This is a genomic window from Lentzea sp. NPDC003310 (assembly GCF_040610935.1).
Lineage (GTDB): Bacteria > Actinomycetota > Actinomycetes > Mycobacteriales > Pseudonocardiaceae > Lentzea.
Window position 1 is genome coordinate 29600 of sequence record NZ_JBEXNC010000025.1, and the last position, 16879, is coordinate 46478.

General features: G+C 69.4%; 15 protein-coding genes. 5 read left to right on the forward strand and 10 right to left on the reverse strand.

Annotation, left to right across the window (positions count from 1 at the left end):
* Positions 1 to 12: 12 nt before the first annotated feature.
* From ABZX02_RS38760 to ABZX02_RS38770, 3 genes are read left to right on the forward strand one after another with little or no spacing between them, the layout of a single operon-like run.
* Positions 13 to 1443 (forward strand): aldehyde dehydrogenase family protein, encoded by a 1431-nt coding sequence (locus ABZX02_RS38760; RefSeq protein ID WP_355306401.1) that lies wholly within the window; start codon positions 13 to 15, stop codon positions 1441 to 1443.
* The gene (locus tag ABZX02_RS38765; RefSeq protein WP_355306224.1) at positions 1440 to 2909 is read left to right on the forward strand and encodes a GMC oxidoreductase; all 1470 of its coding nucleotides are present in this window, start codon (positions 1440 to 1442) and stop codon (positions 2907 to 2909) included. Before ABZX02_RS38760 ends, ABZX02_RS38765 begins: the two co-directional genes overlap by 4 nt.
* The gene (locus tag ABZX02_RS38770) at positions 2909 to 4372 is read left to right on the forward strand and encodes an APC family permease (RefSeq protein WP_355306226.1); all 1464 of its coding nucleotides are present in this window, start codon (positions 2909 to 2911) and stop codon (positions 4370 to 4372) included. Before ABZX02_RS38765 ends, ABZX02_RS38770 begins: the two co-directional genes overlap by 1 nt.
* Here ABZX02_RS38770 and ABZX02_RS38775 read toward each other — a convergent pair.
* The 9 genes from ABZX02_RS38775 to ABZX02_RS38815 all read right to left on the reverse strand — a co-directional run bounded on the left by ABZX02_RS38775 (position 4352) and on the right by ABZX02_RS38815 (position 13459).
* The gene (locus ABZX02_RS38775; RefSeq protein ID WP_355306228.1) at positions 4352 to 5950 is read right to left on the reverse strand and encodes a GAF domain-containing protein; all 1599 of its coding nucleotides are present in this window, start codon (positions 5948 to 5950) and stop codon (positions 4352 to 4354) included. The two genes, ABZX02_RS38770 and ABZX02_RS38775, sit on opposite strands and share 21 nt — an antisense overlap.
* A complete protein-coding gene (locus tag ABZX02_RS38780) occupies positions 5947 to 7239 on the reverse strand; it encodes an MFS transporter (protein ID WP_355306230.1) in 1293 nt (430 codons plus the stop codon). Before ABZX02_RS38780 ends, ABZX02_RS38775 begins: the two co-directional genes overlap by 4 nt.
* A gap of 10 nt (positions 7240 to 7249) precedes the next feature.
* Positions 7250 to 7981 carry a 3-hydroxybutyrate dehydrogenase gene (locus tag ABZX02_RS38785; RefSeq protein ID WP_355306232.1) on the reverse strand — a complete coding sequence of 244 codons (732 nt, stop codon included), beginning with the start codon at positions 7979 to 7981 and terminating at the stop codon, positions 7250 to 7252.
* Positions 7982 to 8271: 290 nt separating this feature from the next.
* Positions 8272 to 9291 carry an LCP family protein gene (locus ABZX02_RS38790; protein ID WP_355306234.1) on the reverse strand — a complete coding sequence of 340 codons (1020 nt, stop codon included), beginning with the start codon at positions 9289 to 9291 and terminating at the stop codon, positions 8272 to 8274.
* A 76-nt stretch (positions 9292 to 9367) separates the two neighbouring features.
* Positions 9368 to 9754, reverse strand: a complete 387-nt coding sequence (locus ABZX02_RS38795; protein ID WP_355306236.1) for a DUF3037 domain-containing protein — start codon at positions 9752 to 9754, stop codon at positions 9368 to 9370.
* Positions 9738 to 10505 (reverse strand): HipA family kinase, encoded by a 768-nt coding sequence (locus ABZX02_RS38800; RefSeq protein WP_355306238.1) that lies wholly within the window; start codon positions 10503 to 10505, stop codon positions 9738 to 9740. The genes ABZX02_RS38795 and ABZX02_RS38800 overlap by 17 nt, the downstream gene beginning before the upstream one ends.
* Positions 10506 to 10640: 135 nt before the next feature.
* Positions 10641 to 11372 carry an SGNH/GDSL hydrolase family protein gene (locus ABZX02_RS38805; protein WP_355306240.1) on the reverse strand — a complete coding sequence of 244 codons (732 nt, stop codon included), beginning with the start codon at positions 11370 to 11372 and terminating at the stop codon, positions 10641 to 10643.
* A 51-nt stretch (positions 11373 to 11423) separates the two neighbouring features.
* Entirely contained in the window at positions 11424 to 12503 is a 1080-nt protein-coding gene (locus tag ABZX02_RS38810; RefSeq protein ID WP_355306242.1) for a lactonase family protein, read from the reverse strand.
* A 125-nt stretch (positions 12504 to 12628) separates the two neighbouring features.
* Positions 12629 to 13459, reverse strand: coding sequence for a PPK2 family polyphosphate kinase (locus ABZX02_RS38815; protein ID WP_355306244.1), 831 nt, complete (start codon positions 13457 to 13459; stop codon positions 12629 to 12631).
* 140 nt (positions 13460 to 13599) lie between these two features.
* Between ABZX02_RS38815 and rocD the strand changes: the two genes are divergently transcribed.
* Complete coding sequence (rocD, locus tag ABZX02_RS38820; RefSeq protein WP_355306246.1) at positions 13600 to 14829, forward strand: ornithine--oxo-acid transaminase; 1230 nt, start codon at positions 13600 to 13602, stop codon at positions 14827 to 14829.
* 79 nt (positions 14830 to 14908) lie between these two features.
* Positions 14909 to 16288 carry a DUF2252 domain-containing protein gene (locus ABZX02_RS38825; protein WP_355306248.1) on the forward strand — a complete coding sequence of 460 codons (1380 nt, stop codon included), beginning with the start codon at positions 14909 to 14911 and terminating at the stop codon, positions 16286 to 16288.
* On the opposite strand, the gene ABZX02_RS38830 is transcribed toward ABZX02_RS38825, so the two are convergent.
* Positions 16254 to 16862, reverse strand: a complete 609-nt coding sequence (locus tag ABZX02_RS38830; protein WP_355306250.1) for a hypothetical protein — start codon at positions 16860 to 16862, stop codon at positions 16254 to 16256. The two genes, ABZX02_RS38825 and ABZX02_RS38830, sit on opposite strands and share 35 nt — an antisense overlap.
* Positions 16863 to 16879 lie beyond the last annotated feature (17 nt).

Here is a 16879-nt window from a genome sequence, read left to right on the forward strand (position 1 = left end):
TCCGTGTCGCCGGTGCGGCAGATCATCAACCCCTTCGACCAGAGCGTCGTCACCGAGGTCGAGGAGCAGACCCGCGACCAGGCCGTCGCCGCGATCGCGAAGGCCAGAGACGCCTTCGACCACGGTGACTGGCAGCACGCGAGCCCCGAGCACCGCGCCGCCGTGCTGAACCACGTCGCGGACCTCCTGGAGCGCGACAAGGAGGACATCGCCCGCACCGAGACGCTCGACACCGGCAAGACGCTGGTCGAGAGCCGCATCGACGTGGACGACGTCGTGTCCGTGTTCCGCTACTACGGCAACCTCGCCGGGCTGCTGCACCCGAAGATCGTCCAGGGTGCGCCGGACGACGTCATCAGCCGGATCGACTACGAGCCCGTCGGCGTCTGCGGCCTGATCGCCCCCTGGAACTACCCGCTGCTGCAGATGTCCTGGAAGGTCGCGCCGGCCCTGCTCGCGGGCAACACGATCGTGGCCAAGCCCAGCGAGATCACGCCGCTCACGACGATCAAGCTGTTCGAGCTGCTGACCGAGGCGGGCCTGCCCGACGGCGTGGCGAACCTCGTCCTCGGCACCGGGCCCGAGGTCGGCGCGCCGCTGTCCGAGCACCCCGACGTCGACCTGGTCTCGTTCACCGGCAGCCTCGCGACCGGTCAGCGGATCATGGCGTCGGCGGCGAAGACCGTGAAGAAGGTCGCGCTGGAGCTCGGCGGCAAGAACCCGAACATCGTGTTCGCGGACGCCGACCTCGACGTCGCGGTGGACTACGCGCTCACCGCCGCGTTCTTCCACGCGGGCCAGGTCTGCTCGTCCGGCACCAGGCTCCTCGTGCACTCCAGCGTCTACGACGACTTCGTGAACGAGGTGGCGCGCCGCGCCGACCTCGTCAAGCTGGGCAACGGGTTCGACGAGGCCACCGAGTCCGGCCCGCTGGTGAGCGCCGAGCACCGCGCCAAGGTCGAGAGCTACGTCGAGATCGCGAAGAAGGAGGGCGCGACCCTCAAGGCGGGCGGCAGGCGTCCCGAGGAAGCCGAGCTGCAGAACGGGTTCTTCTTCCGCCCCACCGTCTACGCGGACTGCACGCGGGACATGAAGCTGGTGCGGGACGAGACGTTCGGTCCGATCATCACCGCCGAGCGCTTCGAGACCGAGGACGAGGCGGTCCGGCTCGGCAACGACACCGAGTACGGCCTCGCCGGCGGCGTCTGGAGCCAGGACCTGGAGAAGGCCCAGCGCGTCGCGAAGAAGCTGCGCCACGGCACGGTCTGGATCAACGAGTTCGGCCCGTACCTGCCGCAGGCCGAGTGGGGCGGGTTCAAGCGCTCCGGCGTCGGCCGCGAGCTCGGCACCGCGGGCCTGCACGAGTACACCGAGCCCAAGCACGTGTACCAGAACTTGAAGCCGCAAGCCCAGAACTGGTTCGCGCGAAGGGACACCAAGTGACCGCGTACGACTACGTGATCGTCGGCGGAGGAACGGCGGGCTGCGTGCTCGCGGCACGGCTCACCGAGGACGAGAACGTGACGGTCGCGGTCATCGAGGGCGGCCCGTCCGACGTCGGCGACGAGAAGATCCTGAACCTGCGCAACTGGATCAACCTCCTCGAGACCGAGTACGACTACGACTACCCGACGGTCGAGCAGCCGCGCGGGAACTCGCACATCCGGCACAGCCGCGCCAAGGTGCTCGGCGGGTGCTCCAGCCACAACACGCTGATCTGCTTCCAGCCGCTGCCGCAGGACCTCGACGACTGGGGCCACGGCTGGACGTGGGACGCGCTCGGCCCGTACTGGGACAAGGTCCAGCTCAACATCATCCCGGTGGTGGAGAAGGACCGGAACCCGATCGCGAAGGACTTCGTGGTCGCTGCCAAGCAGGCCACGGGCGTCCCCGAGATCGACGACTTCAACGCCGAGCCGTTCCAGGACGGCGTGGGCTTCTTCTCCATCGCGTACCACCCGGAGAAGAACAACCAGCGTTCTTCGGCGTCCACGGCCTACGTGCACCCGATCCTGGAGCGCAAGAACCTCACGCTGCTCCTGAACACGTGGACCAGCAAGATCGAGTTCGACGGCGACCGCGCGATCGGCGTGCACACCGACAAGGGTTATGTCGAGGCCAACAAAGAGGTTCTCCTCTGCGCGGGCGCGATCGACACGCCCCGGCTGCTGATGCTCTCGGGCGTCGGCGACGCCGAGCACCTGAGCAGCATCGGCATCGAGCCGAAGCACGACCTGCCGGGCGTCGGCGAGAACCTGCTCGACCACCCGGAGTCGGTGATCGTGTGGGAGACCACGAAGCCGTTGCCGGAGAACTCGGTGATGGACTCCGACGCCGGTCTCTTCATCCGGCGCGACGAGTCCGACCCGCGGCCGGACCTGATGTTCCACTTCTACCAGATTCCCTTCACCACCAACACGGAACGCCTCGGCTACCCGGCGGTGGAGCACGGGGTCTGCATGACGCCGAACATCCCGCGCCCGCACAGCAAGGGCAAGCTGTGGCTGAAGTCCAGCGACCCCACCGAGAAGCCGGAGCTCGACTTCGGCTACTTCATGAACCCCGACGGCTACGACGAGCAGACGCTCGTGGACGGCTTCCGGATCGCGCGGAGGATCGCCGAGGAGGAGCCGCTGAAGTCGTGGCTCAAGCGGGAGATCGCGCCGGGGCCGGACGTCACGAGCGACGATGCCCTGTCGGAGTACGGCCGCCGGGCCGCCCACACCGTCTACCACCCGGCGGGCACCTGCGCGATCGGGTCCGTTGTGGACGGTGACCTGAAGGTGCTCGGACTCGAAGGCCTCCGGGTCGTCGACGCGTCCGTGTTCCCGACCATGCCCACCGTGAACCCGATGGTCACGGTGCTCATGATCGGAGAGCGCGCCGCGGACCTGATCAAGGGGGCTTGATGACGGCCACAGCGGAAGACAGGCTCAAGGACCTCGGCTACACCTCGGAGTTCAAGCGGGACATGAGTCCCTGGGCGAACTTCTCGCTGGGCTTCACCTACCTCTCCCCCGTGGTCAGCACGTACACGCTGTTCGGCGTCGCGCTGGCCCTGGGCGGCCCGCCGATGATCTGGAGCTTCGTCGTCGCGGGCGTCGGCCAGTTCCTGGTCGCGCTCGTGTTCGGCGAGCTCGTGGCGCAGTACCCGGTCGCGGGCGGCGTGTACCCCTGGGCGCGCCGCCTGTGGGACAAGCGGTGGGCGTGGATGACCGGCTGGGTCTACATGATCGCCCTGCTGGTCACCATCGCGTCCGTCAGCTACGGCGCGGGGCCTTATCTGGCAACACTTCTCGGCTACACGGCCAACGTAGGCAACACGGTGCTGTGCGCGGTCGCGATCATCGCGGTCTCGACGCTCATCAACTACGCCGGCACGAAGGTGCTGAGCTGGGCCGCGATCTTCGGGTTCGCCGCGGAGATCGTCGGCGCGCTGGTGGTCGGCATCTGGTTGCTCGTCGACAACCGCGTGCACGGCCTGGGCGTGCTGTTCGACAGCTTCGGCGCGGAGGGCTCGGGCAGCTACCTGCCCGCGTTCTTCGCGGCGGGCATCATCGGCCTCTACCAGTACTACGGCTTCGAGGCCTGCGGTGACACCGCAGAAGAGGTCAAGGACCCCGGCCGCGTCATCCCGAAGGCCATGCGCCGCACCATCTACATCGGTGGCGCGGCGGCCACGTTCGCGTGTCTGTCGCTGCTGCTCGCGGTGCCGGACTTCGGCAAGGTCATCTCCGGCGAGGACGCCGACCCGGTCACGAACATCCTCACGAACGCGTTCGGCCCGGTCGGCTACAAGATCGTGATCGGCGTCGTGCTGATCTCGTTCCTGTCCTGCACGATGTCGCTGCAGGCGGCGGCCAGCAGGCTGACGTACTCCTACGCCCGCGACAAGATGCTGTTCGGGCACAAGGCCCTCGCGAAGTTCAACAAGAAGCGCCACATCCCGCCGTACGCGCTGGCGCTCGCCGGCGTGATCCCGGCGGTCATCGTGGTCGCGTCGATGCTGTCCACGAACGCGCTGGACAAGATCGTGTCATTCGCGACGCTCGGCATCTACCTGGGCTTCCAGATGGTCGTGTTCGCGGCCCTGCGGGCGCGGCTCAAGGGCTGGACGCCGTCGGGCGAGTTCACGCTCGGGCGGTGGGGCCTGGTGGTCAACGTGCTGGCGCTCGTGTACGGCGTCGCGGCGATGGTCAACATGGTGTGGCCGCGCACCCCGGACGCGCCCTGGTACGACAACTACATCGTCATCCTCAGCGGTGCGCTCGTGGTCGGCATCGGCCTGGTGTACATGCTGATCGCCAAGCCGTTCGGCAACTCCGACGCGGCCGCGGGCGACGCGATCCCGTCAGCTCTGCAGGCGAAGTAGCCGCAGCGCGAGCTGCACCTCCAGCACGCGGTCCGGCGACTGCCAGTCGCCGAGCAGCGACGACACCCGGTCGAGCCGTTGCGTGACCGTGTTGACGTGGAGGTGCAGCTCCGCCTTGGCGCGGCTGAGGTTCGCGCCGCAGCGGAAGTAGACCTCCAGCGTGTGCACCAGTTCCGTGCCGCGCTCGGCGTCGTAGTCGAGCACCGGGCCGAGCACCGACCGCACGTACCCGGACACGTCCGCCCGGTCGCCCAGCAGCACGCCGACGAACCCGAGGTCGTCCATGGTCGCGGCGTCCTTCTCCCGGCCCAGCTGCCGCAACGCCTTCAGGCACCGCCGCGCCTCCTCGTAGGCCGCCGCGATCGCCACCGGCCCCGCGACCGGCCCGCACGCGCCCACCGTGGCGTCCAGCGCCTTGGCCACCTCACGGGCGACGTGCGTGGACACCGAAGGCAGTGCCAGCACGACATCCCGGCCGCGCGACCCCGCCAGTCCCCTGTGGACGGACGCGTAGTGCGTCGCCCCGGACAGGTTCCCGTCCGCCACCAGCACCACGTGCGGGTCGCCGAGCTCGACCCCGACCCGGCGCGCCCGCGCGACCAGCCCGGTCGCGTCGCGGCCGTCCAGGATGTCGGTGATCAGCTCTCCGCGGACCTTGTTCTCCGCCTCGGCCACGGTCCGGCGCAGCAGGAGCAGCAACGCCGTCACCGCCGCCGACCGCTCGAACAGCCGCCGGTCCGCGTCGGTCAGGTCGGGACGGCCGGACAACGCGATGCCGCCCAGCAGTTCCGATCCGGCGAGCACGGCGCACACCCACACGTCGCCGAGCAGCACGGCCCGCCCGCTGGCCCGCACGGCGGCGGACGGCACGCCGTTCGCGCCCGCGCCGGGCGGCACCGCCCGTCCTCCGTCCGAGGGCACCGCGTCCAGCACCTCCACGCGCCCGCCCAGCAGCTCCCCCACCGCCGCCGCGACCTCGGCCGAGGAACCACCGCGCAGCACCAGGTCCGTGAGCCGGTCGTGCGCCTCCTCGGCCCGTTTCATGGCCTCGTTGTGCGACTGGATGGTGGCGAACAACGACGCCGTGTCGATCGCGATCGCCGCGTGGTCCGCGAGGGACTGCAGCAGCGCGACCTGTTCGGCCGGGAACTCGCGCGTGGTCCGGTCGGCCGCGTACAGCACGCCGATGACCTTCGAGTCGAGCTTCAGCGGCACGCCCAGGATCGCCGTGAGGCCCTCGTCGTGCACGGCCGAGTCGATCGGGTTCGTGTGGTTGAACCGGGCGTCGGCGAAGTAGTCGGACGTCGCGTACGGCCGGGCGGTCTGCGCGACCAGTCCGCCGAGGCCCTCGCCGAGCCCGAGCCGGACCTTCTGGAACAACGGCGAGAACGACCCGTCCGTCACCCGCATGTAGGTGCCGGCCGGGTCGTTCATCGACAGGTAGGAGACGTCCGTCCCGAGCAGCGTCCGCGCCCTGCGCACGATCGAGCGGAGCACCGCGTCCGGGTCTCGCATGCCCGCGAGCTCGGACGCGGTCTCGAACAACGCCGCCAGTTCGGCCTCACGCCGTCGTGTCACACCCCAACCCTGTCACGTTCCTCCAGATCCGCACCACGGGTCTCGCGGGCCAGCAGGACCGCGATCACGGTCAGCACGCACATCGAGACGACGTAGATCGAGATGGGGAACGACGACCCGTACGCCTTCAGCAGCGCCGTCGCGATCAGCGGGGCCAGCGCGCCGGCCACGATGGACGCCAGCTGGTAGCCGACCGACGCGCCCGAGTACCGCACCCGCGTGCCGAACAGCTCCGAGAAGAACGCCGACTGCGGCCCGTACATCGCGCCGTGCAACACGAGTCCGACGGTCGTCGCCAGGATGATCAGCCCGGGGTCCTTCGTGTCGAGCAGCGCGAAGAACGCGAACACCCACACCGCCATGCCGACCGCGCCGACGAGGTAGACCGGCCGCCGCCCGAACTTGTCGGAGAGGTGGCCCCACACCGGGATCGTCACGAGGTGCACCGCCGAGCCGATCAGCACAGCGTTGAGCCCCACCGACTTCGAGAGCCCGAGGCCGGTCGTCACGTACACCAGGATGAACGCGGTGATCACGTAGTACGACACGTTCTCGGCGAGCCGGGCGCCCATCGCGACCAGCACCTCGCGCCAGTTGTGCCGCAGCAGCTCGAAGATCGGCGCCTTCTCCTGCTTCGAGGCCCGCTCCGCCTCCCGCTGGGCCGCCAGGAAGACCGGCGACTCGGCCACCTGCAGCCGGATCCACAGGCCGATGACGACCAGCACACCCGAGAGCAGGAACGGGATCCGCCATCCCCACGCGAGGAAGTCCTCGTCGGACTGCACGGCCGCGAGGATCGCGAGCACGGCCGTCGCGAGCAGGTTGCCACCGGGTGCGCCGGCCTGCGGCCAGGACGCCCAGAACCCGCGGCGCTTCGGGTCGCCGTGCTCCGACACGATCAGCACGGCCCCGCCCCACTCGCCGCCCAGCGCGAAACCCTGCACCAGGCGCAGGAACGTGAGCAGCAACGGCGCGAGCACGCCCACCGACGCGTACGTCGGCAGCACGCCCATCAGCATCGTCGCGCCACCCATCAGCAGCAACGACAGCACCAGCAACTTCTTGCGCCCCAGGCGGTCCCCGAAGTGGCCGAAGACCACGCCGCCGAGCGGCCGCGCCAGGAAGCCGATCGCATACGTGGTGAACGCGAGCAGCGTGCCGGTCAGCGGGTCCGCGGTCGGGAAGAACAACTTGTTGAACACCAGAGCGGCGGCCGACCCGTAGAGGAAGAAGTCGTACCACTCGACAGTTGTCCCGATGAGCGAAGCGCCTACCACTTTTTTGATCATCGACAACTCCTCATTGAGCTGACCAGCCGCCGTCGACGGCCAACGACGTACCAGTGACAAAACTGTTGCCGCACAACCACAGCACGGCTGAGGCGACCTCGGAGGGTTCGATCAGCCGCTTGACCGCGGTGCGCTGCAGGAAGACCTGCTCGGTCACGTCCTCGGGCGCGATGCCGTGCACCTTCGCCTGGTCCGCGATCTGCTTCTCCACCAACGGGGTCCGCACGTACCCGGGCTGCACGCAGTTGGACGTGACGCCGTGCGGGGCGCCCTCGAGCGCGGCGACCTTGGAGAACCCCTCCAGGCCGTGCTTCGCGGCGACGTAGGCGGACTTGAAGGCGGAGGCGCGCATGCCGTGCACGCTGGAGATGTGGACGAGCCGGCCCCAGCCGTTCTCGTACATGTGCGGCAGCACGTGCCGGGTGAGCCGGAACGCCGCCCCGAGCATGAGCTCGACCATCGCCGAGAAGCGCTCGGCGGGGAACTCGTGGATGGGCGCGACGTGCTGCACGCCGGCGTTGTTGACGAGGATGTCGATCTCGCCGGGCAGCGCGGCCACGGGCTCGGTCAGGTCGAGGACGTGCCCGACCCCGCCGACCTCCTCGGCGAGGGCGAGGACCTGCGGATCGCGGTCGACCAGGTGGACCTTCGCGCCTTCGGCGGCCAGTGCGCGGGCGCAGGCCAGGCCGATGCCGCTCGCGGCTCCGGTGACCAGCGCGCTGTGACCCGTGACACTCGACATGACCGGAAACGGTAGGCGTCACGCGCCGTCATCGACATGTGGTGGGCACACATAAAGGCTGGTGACCAGGTGGCTTTAGCCAACATTTAGCGTTTTTGGCGCATATGTGGCGGGAAGCCTGGGTACAGAGGCGTAAGCTCCCGTCACCTGAACGGGGGAAGATCCGCAACCGAGGGGGACCCATGTCCACAACACCGATCTACGACGACCTCCTGCGCGAGCTCGAAGGCATCGCGCAGGAGGCCGGACCGGCGGGCGCGGAGCCCACTCCCGAGCCCGCCAAGCAGTAACTACTTCGGAGGCGCGATCAGCTCGGCGGGGACCGGCTGATCCTTGCTGATCAGGTCGAACAGCTGCGACGCCTTCTCCTTGTTCCACTGCACGACCGAGCCCGCACCGGGCACCGTCGGCGTGGACCCGACCGGCACCGTCCCGCTCGTCGCGTCGCTCATGTTGAGCGCCACGCTCGCGAGGTGCCACACGTGGTCGTCCTCGTTGACCGAGACCGATCCGGACGCCGCGTTCATCAGCGGGAAGACGCGGAACGGGTTCGCGAGCGTCGCGGGGCTCTTCACCTTCTCGAAGAGCGCCGACAGGAACTTGCGCTGGTTCTGCACGCGCTGCAGGTCGGCCGTGGCGAACGCGCGCGTCCGCACGAAGCCGAGCGCCTGCGGCCCGTCGAGCTCCTGGCAGCCCGCGGGGAGGTCGATGCCCGCCAGCGGGTCCTTGATCGGCTGGTCGAGGCAGATGTCCACGCCGCCGACCGCGTCGACCATGTCGGAGAACCCGCCGAAGCCGATCTCCATGTAGTGGTCGATCCGCACGCCGGTCGCGCCCTCGACGGTCTGCACGAGCATCTGCGGCCCGCCGAACGCGTACGCGGCGTTGACCTTGTTGCGGCCGTTCTCCGGGATCGCGACGTAGGAGTCGCGCGGGATCGACAGCAGCACGGGCTTCGCGGCGCTGTTGTCCGGCAGGTGCAGCATCATGATGGTGTCGGTCCGCCGGCCCGCGGCGTCACCGGTGGCCAGCGCGTCCTTCTGCTCCTGCGTCAGGCCTTCCCGGGCGTCCGAGCCGACTAGCAGCCAGGTGGTGCCCGGCGTCTCGGCGGGACGGCCCTCGTACTCGGGCAGCGCGTTGATCCGCGTCAGCGTCGAGTCGACGTAGAACCCGAACCCGACGGCACCCAGAACCAGGACGAGCAGCAGCACCAGGATGACGCGTCCCGGACGCCTCTTCTTCCTCATCGGCCGCTGCGGCGGCATGGGACGCCGCGGCTGCTGGTAGCCGTGGTGATACCCAGCGCTCATGTGTCGCCAACCCCGATCGCATTAGTTTCGCTTTGCAACTGAGGACGTCGTTCGGCGCCTCAGGTTGCGAGGAAACCTACCGGGGCGGCAGCACCAACGCCTCGAAAAGGCGGTTCACCTCGGCCGATGGATCGTCGGTCCAGCCCGTGTGGGCCGGTGACGTCTGGACGATCGTGCTGCGGGGCGCGGTCAGCCAGCGGAACCGCTGCCCCACCGTCGTCCTGCTCACCGGCCCGGCCTCGGCGGCGCCGTCGCACGAGTTCGTGAGGTGCTTCAGCGACGACTCGAGCGTCTCGACGTCGAGGTGCGGGTCCAGCGCCCGCAGCCGGTCGCCGTCCACATAGGTCCTCGCGCACAGGAAGTCGAGCGGCGCGCAGTAGACGATGACGCCGACGTTCATGAACTCGCCCCGCTCCTGCCGCGGCACCGCCCGCAGCAGCGCGTACTCAAACACGTGCGGCACGCGCGGCCTCCAGCGAGTCGACCCAGCCGCGGTTCGCGAGGCGGTAGGTGAAGAAGTCCTTGTAGCGCTGCCGCAGTTCCGCCGGATCGCCTTCGAGCCACTCGTCCGGGACGAGCGCGAGCACCTCGTCGAGCAGCTCCGGCGTGACCTGCGCGGTCATCTCGGCGTCCACTTCGGACAGAGCGCCCGCGTTCGGCAGCATCGCGTGGTCCGACGGGTCCCAGCGGTAGTCCTTGGTGGCGGGCCGGTCCTCGCTCCACGAGTAGTGGAAGTACAGCGCGGCGCCGTGGTCGATCAGCCACGGTTCGCGGTGCCACAGCAGCATGTTCGGGTTGCGCCAGCTGCGGTCCACGTTCAGCACGAGGGCATCGAACCACAGCAGCCGCGTGGCGAGTTCCGTGCCGGGGTCGCGGACGACCGGGTTGAAGTCGAACGAGCCGGGCAGGTAGTCGAGCCCGAGGTTGAGGCCGCCGCTCGCGCGCAGCAGTTCCTGGACCTCCTGGTCGGGTTCCGCGCGGGCCAGCTCGGGATCGAGGTGCACCAGGACGATCTCGGGTATCCGGAAGCCCAGCCGGCGGGCCAGCTCGCCGACGACGACCTCGGCGACCAGGACCTTCACGCCCTGCCCGGCGCCGCGGAACTTCACCACGTACATGCCCAGGTCGTCGGCCTCGACGAGACCCGGCATCGACCCGCCCTCGCGGAACGGGGTCACGTACCGGGTGGCCGTGACCTCCCTCAGTTGACTCACCCGCGCATGATCACACGAAGGCCCGCCGGAAGCCGAGCAGAATTCCGCCCCAGCCACCCTCGGGGCCGGTCCGGTACCAGCGGCCACCCGGACGTGGTCGACCGAGCGCCGTTCCGCAAGCGGTGAGTCGTGGACCTACCCGAGCGCGCCCGTCAACGCCCGGAAGTACGCCGCCTGCCCGGCGGAGTTCGGGTGGTAGGAGTCGGCGGTCGGGCTGACCAGGCCGTTGATCCACGGTTCGGCGGCGCACACGCCGTGGTCCGCAAACGCTTCCCTCACGTCCACGTACCGCGCGCCGGCGCGATCGGCCGCCTTCGCGACCTCGTCGGAGAGCTGGTCGGCGGCGTCGTTGAGCGCCTGGCGCTTGACCCTGCTCAGCGTGCGGCACCCGTCGTCCGGCGTGAACAGCCGCGGGTAGCCCAGCACGACCAGCCTCGCGGCCGGCGCGGCGTCCTTGATCGTGGCGTACGTGGCGTCGAGGCGGCCTGGCAGCTGGGAGCGCACGAAGCCGACTGCCTCGGCGACCCGCTTCTCGCACGCCCGGTCGCCGCTGAGCGTGCACGTCGTCAGCACGTCGGTGAACCCGAGGTCGTTGCCGCCGATCGTGATCGTGACGAACGTGGTGTTCGACGTGAGCGCCCGGAACTGCGACCGGAGCGACTTCGTGGTCGCACCGCTGCACGCGACGAACCGGAACAAGGGGAACTCGGCCCCCTGCAACGCCGGATAGGCGTTCGAACTGCGGCGGCACGAGCCGTCCACATAGGAACCGGCGCCCGCACCGGACGCGTAGGAGTCGCCGAGTGCGACGTACTCCGGTGCGATCGGCGCGGGCGCCAGCAACGCGACTGCCAGTACTCCAGCCATGAGACCCATACACGCCGGAGTACCACTGTGGACGGTCGGTCCGGAAGCGCGTTACCCCAGTCGGGTGGGCAGCACGCAGACCGGGATCGCGGTCTGCAGCGGCGCGCCGGACGGGGTCAGCGTGCCCGTGACCTTGTCGACCTTGAACGACGTGACGTTGTTCGAGTTCTGGTTGGCCGCGAACAACAACGACCCGGTCGGGTCGAACGTGATGTGCCGCGGGTACTCGCCGCCGACCGGCGTGTGGCCGACCAGCGTCAGCCCGGACGCGCCGACCGCGAAGTGCGCGACGCTGTCGTGGCCGCGGTTCGACAGGTAGACGTGCTTGCCGTCCGCCGACACCAGCACCTCGGCCGGGTAGTTCGCAGGACTGCCGGACGGCACGGTGTCCAGCACCTGGCCCGGTGTGAGGACGCCGTTCGCGTAGGAACAGGTGACGATCGTCGAGTCGAGCTCGTTCGCCACGTACGCCGTCCTGCCGTCCGGGTGGAACGCGATGTGCCGCGGTCCGGCGCCGGGCTCGACCCTGGCCTGCGAGACCTGGACCAGCTTCCCGCCGGTGAACGAGTAGACGAACACCGAGTCGGCGCCGAGGTCGACCGCCGCCGCGTACTTGCCGGCCACGTCGAACACGATGTGGTGCGCGTGCGGGCCTTCCTGGCGTTCCTTGTTCGGCCCGGACCCCTTGTGCTGCACCTTCTGCGTGCGCGCGCCGAGGCTGCCGTCCGCGTTCACCGGGAAGACGCTGAGCGAGCCGGACGAGTAGTCGGCCGTGATCAGGAACTTCCCGGACGGGTCGAGCGTCAGGTGGCACGGGTCCGCGCCACCGGTCGCCTGCTTGTTGACCACCTTCAGCGTGGCCGCATTGATCGCGGTGACCTCGCCCTTGGTGTTCTCGTTGACCGCGTAGAGGAACCGGCCGTCGCGCGACTCGATCACGAACGACGGGTTGACCACGCCGCTGATCACGCCGGTGGCCCTGAGCTGCCCGGTCACGGTGTCGTACGTGCCGGTGCCGACGCCCTTGGCGCCCCCGCTCCAGGTCGTGTAGGCACCGAAGAAGACTCTCCGGGTCGCGGCAGCCGCCTCGGCGGTTCCTCCGGTCATCAGCAGTCCCGCTCCCACACCCATGGCTCCGAGAAAACGTCGCCGGTCCACACCCACGTCCGCACCTCCGGTAAGACTAAGCGGCGGCGGCGCAGCCCACACTGGCCTAGACCACTACGGCCAGGCAATAGGTGCAATCAAGATTGCGTCTAGCGCAACGGGTCGTTCGAGATCAACCGGGCCTTCTCGGCCTCCAGGTCGTAGGCCGGCGGCGGGAACTTCGGGTCCACCTCCCGCAGGGTCTCCAGCAGCAACCTGCTGATCGCCCAGTTCCGGTACCACTTGCGGTCCGACGGCACGGCGTACCAGGGCATGTCCGAGCAGTTCTTCAAAGCCTGCGTGTACGCGTCCTGGTACTTGGACCACTTCGACCGGACGTCGATGTCGGCCGGGTTGTACTTCCAGTTCTTCTTGGGGTCGTCCAGGCGTGCGAGCAGCCGTTCCTTCTGGACCTCCGGCGAGATGTGCAGGAAGCACTTGACCAGCGTGATGCCGGAGTCGGCGAGCTCCCGCTCGAACTGGTTGATCTCCTTGTAGCGCGTGCGGATCTCCGCGGCCGTGACCAGTCGCTCGACCTTCGGCACGAGGACGTCCTCGTAGTGGGACCGGTCGAACGCGCCGAGGCGGCCCTTCTCGGGCAGGGCCCTGCGGATGCGCCAGAGGTAGTGGTGGCGCAGTTCGGCGGCGGTGGGCTTCTTGAACGACGCGATGCGCACGCCCTGCGGGTTCACCAGGCCCATCACGTGGCGGACCACGCCGCCCTTGCCCGAGGTGTCCATGCCCTGCAGCACGAGCAGGACCGCGCGAGAATTCTCCGCGTACAGCGCCTCCTGCAGTCCGTCCAGCTCGACCCCCGTGGCGGCGATGTCCTCGGCCGCCTCCTTCTTGTTCTTGGGGCCGATCGGCCGGCCGGCCGGGTCGAGGGTGGAGAGGTCCACCTGATCGAGCCGCAGGGCATCACGAACCGACTTCTTCGCCATCAACTGACCGTAGCGATTCACCGCCCAGTCCGCCCGCTGTGCACGAAACAACCACCGATCGGTGAATCTACGCAACGAACTGAGCCAGTGCGCAACGCATCACGGTCGAAATCGCTTGTTCCGGCCCCTAGCCTTGGAGGATGACCGCCATCGCTGAGCACACCATCACCACCAGCGCTGACTTCGTCTCGATGGACGAGGAGTGGAGCACGCACAACTACCACCCGCTGCCGGTGGTCATCTCGCACGGCGAGGGGTCCTGGGTCACCGACGTCGAAGGCCGCCGCTACCTGGACTTCCTGTCCGGCTACTCGTCGCTGAACTTCGGGCACCGCCACCCCGCCCTGGTGGCCGCCGCCGTCGAGCAGCTCGGCCGCGTCACGCTGACCAGCCGCGCGTTCCACCACGACCAGTTCGGCCTGTTCTGCAAGGAGCTCGCCGCCCTGACCGGCACCGAGATGGTGCTCGCGATGAACTCCGGCGCCGAGGCCGTCGAGTCCGCGATCAAGGTCGCGCGCAAGTGGGCCTACCAGGTCAAGGGCGTGCCGGAGGGCACGGCGGAGATCATCGTCGCCGGTTCCAACTTCCACGGCCGCACCACGACGATCGTGTCGTTCTCGACCGACGACACCGCGCGCAACGACTTCGGTCCGTTCACGCCCGGCTTCAAGGTCGTGAAGTACGGCGCGCTCGACGAGATCGAGTCCGCCATCTCCCCGCGCACCGCCGCGGTGCTGCTGGAGCCGATCCAGGGCGAGGCCGGCGTCGTCGTGCCGCCCGCCGGCTACCTCGCCGGGATCCGCCGCCTGTGCGACGAGCACAACGTGCTGATGATCGCCGACGAGATCCAGTCCGGGCTCGGCCGCACCGGCGAGCTGTTCGCCCTCGACCACGAGGGCGTGCGCGCCGACCTCTACACGCTCGGCAAGGCGCTGGGCGGCGGCATCCTTCCGGTGTCCGCGGTGGTCGGCTCGCGGTCCGTGCTGGGCGTGCTCAAGCCCGGCGAGCACGGGTCGACGTTCGGCGGCAACCCGCTCGCCTGCGCGGTCGGGCGCGGTGTCGTGCGGTTGCTCGCGACCGGCGAGTTCCAGGAGCGCTCGCGGACGCTGGGCGCGTACCTGCACGCGGAGCTCGGCAAGCTCGTCGGGCACGGCGTGGCCGAGGTGCGCGGGCGCGGGCTGTGGGCCGGTGTCGAGATCGCGCCGGGCGGTCCGGTCGGCCGGGCGGCGTCCGAGGCTCTCTCCACGCGTGGGGTGCTGTGCAAGGAGACGCACGCGTCGACGTTGCGCGTCGCGCCGCCGCTGGTCATCACGCGGGACGAGATCGACCTGGGCGTGCGGGCGATCGCGGAGGTTGTTCGTCCCGTTTAGGGTGATTCGCCCGCGTAGCTAGGTCACAAATCCGGCGGATGGGCCACGGTGTCCGTCCGCCGGAGGCATCATGACTCGTATGGGTGAACGGGTTCGGGCGGAAGCCGCCGCTGCTCTCGGCCGCTGGGTGGAGCCGGAAGAGGTCTACGCCGAGGGGCGCGCGTTGCGGTCCTCAGTGGACTTCAAGGCGCACCGCGCGATGTCGCTCGCGTCCTCCCGCCCGTCCGTGCTGGAGTTCATGAGGGCCAGCAACGAGGGCCGCCTGGAGCACCTGGTCCCGTTGCGGGTCGGCCGGATGCTCGAGAACCCGTTCGCGTTCTTCCGCGGCTCCGCCGGGCTGCAGGCGGGTGACCTCGCCGCCGGGTGCTCGACGGGCCTGCACGCTCAGTTGTGCGGCGATGCACACGCAGCGAACTTCGGCCTCTACGGCACGCCCGAGGGCCAGATCGTCATGGACATCAACGACTTCGACGAGACGCTGCCCGGCCCGTGGGAGTGGGACCTCAAGCGGCTCGTCGCCTCGCTGGTGCTCGCGGGGCGCGTCGGCGGCGTGTCGGACAAGGGCTGCCGCGACGCCGCCGAGGACGCGGTGAGCGCCTACCGGGCGGTGATCAAGCGCCTCGCGGAGATGCCGTTCATGGACTCGTGGACCGCGCTGGGCGACCAGTCCACGCTGTCGAAGGTGAAGGCCGACGACCTGATCGAAGACTTCTCCAAGGCCGCCGAGAAGTCGCGCAAGAACACCAGCGCGAGGTTCGCCGCGAAGTGGACCGCGCACGACGGCGAGAAGTGGCGGTTCATCACGAACCCGCCGACCTTCACCGAGGCCACTCCCCCGACCAAGGCGGCCGTGATCGCCGCGCTGCCGTCCTACGTGGACACCCTGCGCGAGTCGCGGACCAACCTGATCATGCGCTACGGCGTGTCCGACGTGGCGTTCCGCGTGGTCGGCACCGGCAGCGTCGGCCTGCGCAACTACCTGGTGCTGTTGCACGGCAACGGTTCCGAGGCTCTGGTGCTGCAGGCGAAGGAGGCCCGCCCCTCGGCGTTGCAGCCGTTCCTCGACGTCGAGCCCGCGAAGCACGAGGGCAAGCGGATCGTGCACGGCGCGCGGCTCGTGCAGGCGGAGACCGACATCCTGCTCGGCTGGACGACGATCGAGGGCCGGCACTTCATCGTGCGGCAGTTCCGCAACCGCAAGGGCGAGATCGACGCGACCACGCTCAAGCGCGACGACCTGGACGACTACGGCCGCTTCGCCGGCGCCCTCCTGGCCCGCGCGCACACCCGGTCGCTCGACCCGCGCCTGCTCGCGGGCTACTTCCAGAACGGCGGCGGCAACGACCTCGACGAGGCGTTCGCGAAGTACGCGTTCGACTACGCCGACCAGACCGAGGCCGACCACGACGAGCTGACGAAGCTCGTCAAGAACGGGAAGCTGCCCGCGCTCGTCGAATGACGGCCTCGGACACGAGCCACAGCGTCACGGCGTTGAGGACGTGCCACAGGAAGTGCGTGCCGCTCGGGATGCTGCCGCACAGCGGTTCGTCGAGGGTCCGGAGGGTGAGCGACACCGCGAAGACCGCGGCCGCCCCGGCGAACCACCGCCAGTCGCGCCCGGCCAGCGGCGCGAGGACCAGCAACGCGAGCAGGGCCGGCAGGTAGATGCCCGGCCCCACGCGCACCAGCAGGCCGACGACCACCGCGAACACGACGAAGGCCGGTGCCGCGAGCCAGGCCAGGGACCAGCGGACGCCCCGGTGGTGGTGGGCGAACACCACCACGTAGTACAGGACGAACACCGCGATGAACGCGCTGTCCAGCGCCCCGGTCAGCGGCGTCGCGAACGTGTGGAAGCCCAGGCTGGCGAGACCCACCAGCGCCAGCAGCACCGGCAGTGCCCTCAGGCTGGACGGCGCCTGGTTCCGCAGGAGCAGCAGGGCCGCGACCAGGAACGCGAGGTTCGTCAGGGCGTTGAGCGGCTCGGCCCAGATCCCGGGCCCGAGGCGTTCGCAGTAGGCGTCCACCGACACGCCAGCGGTTCTACCGC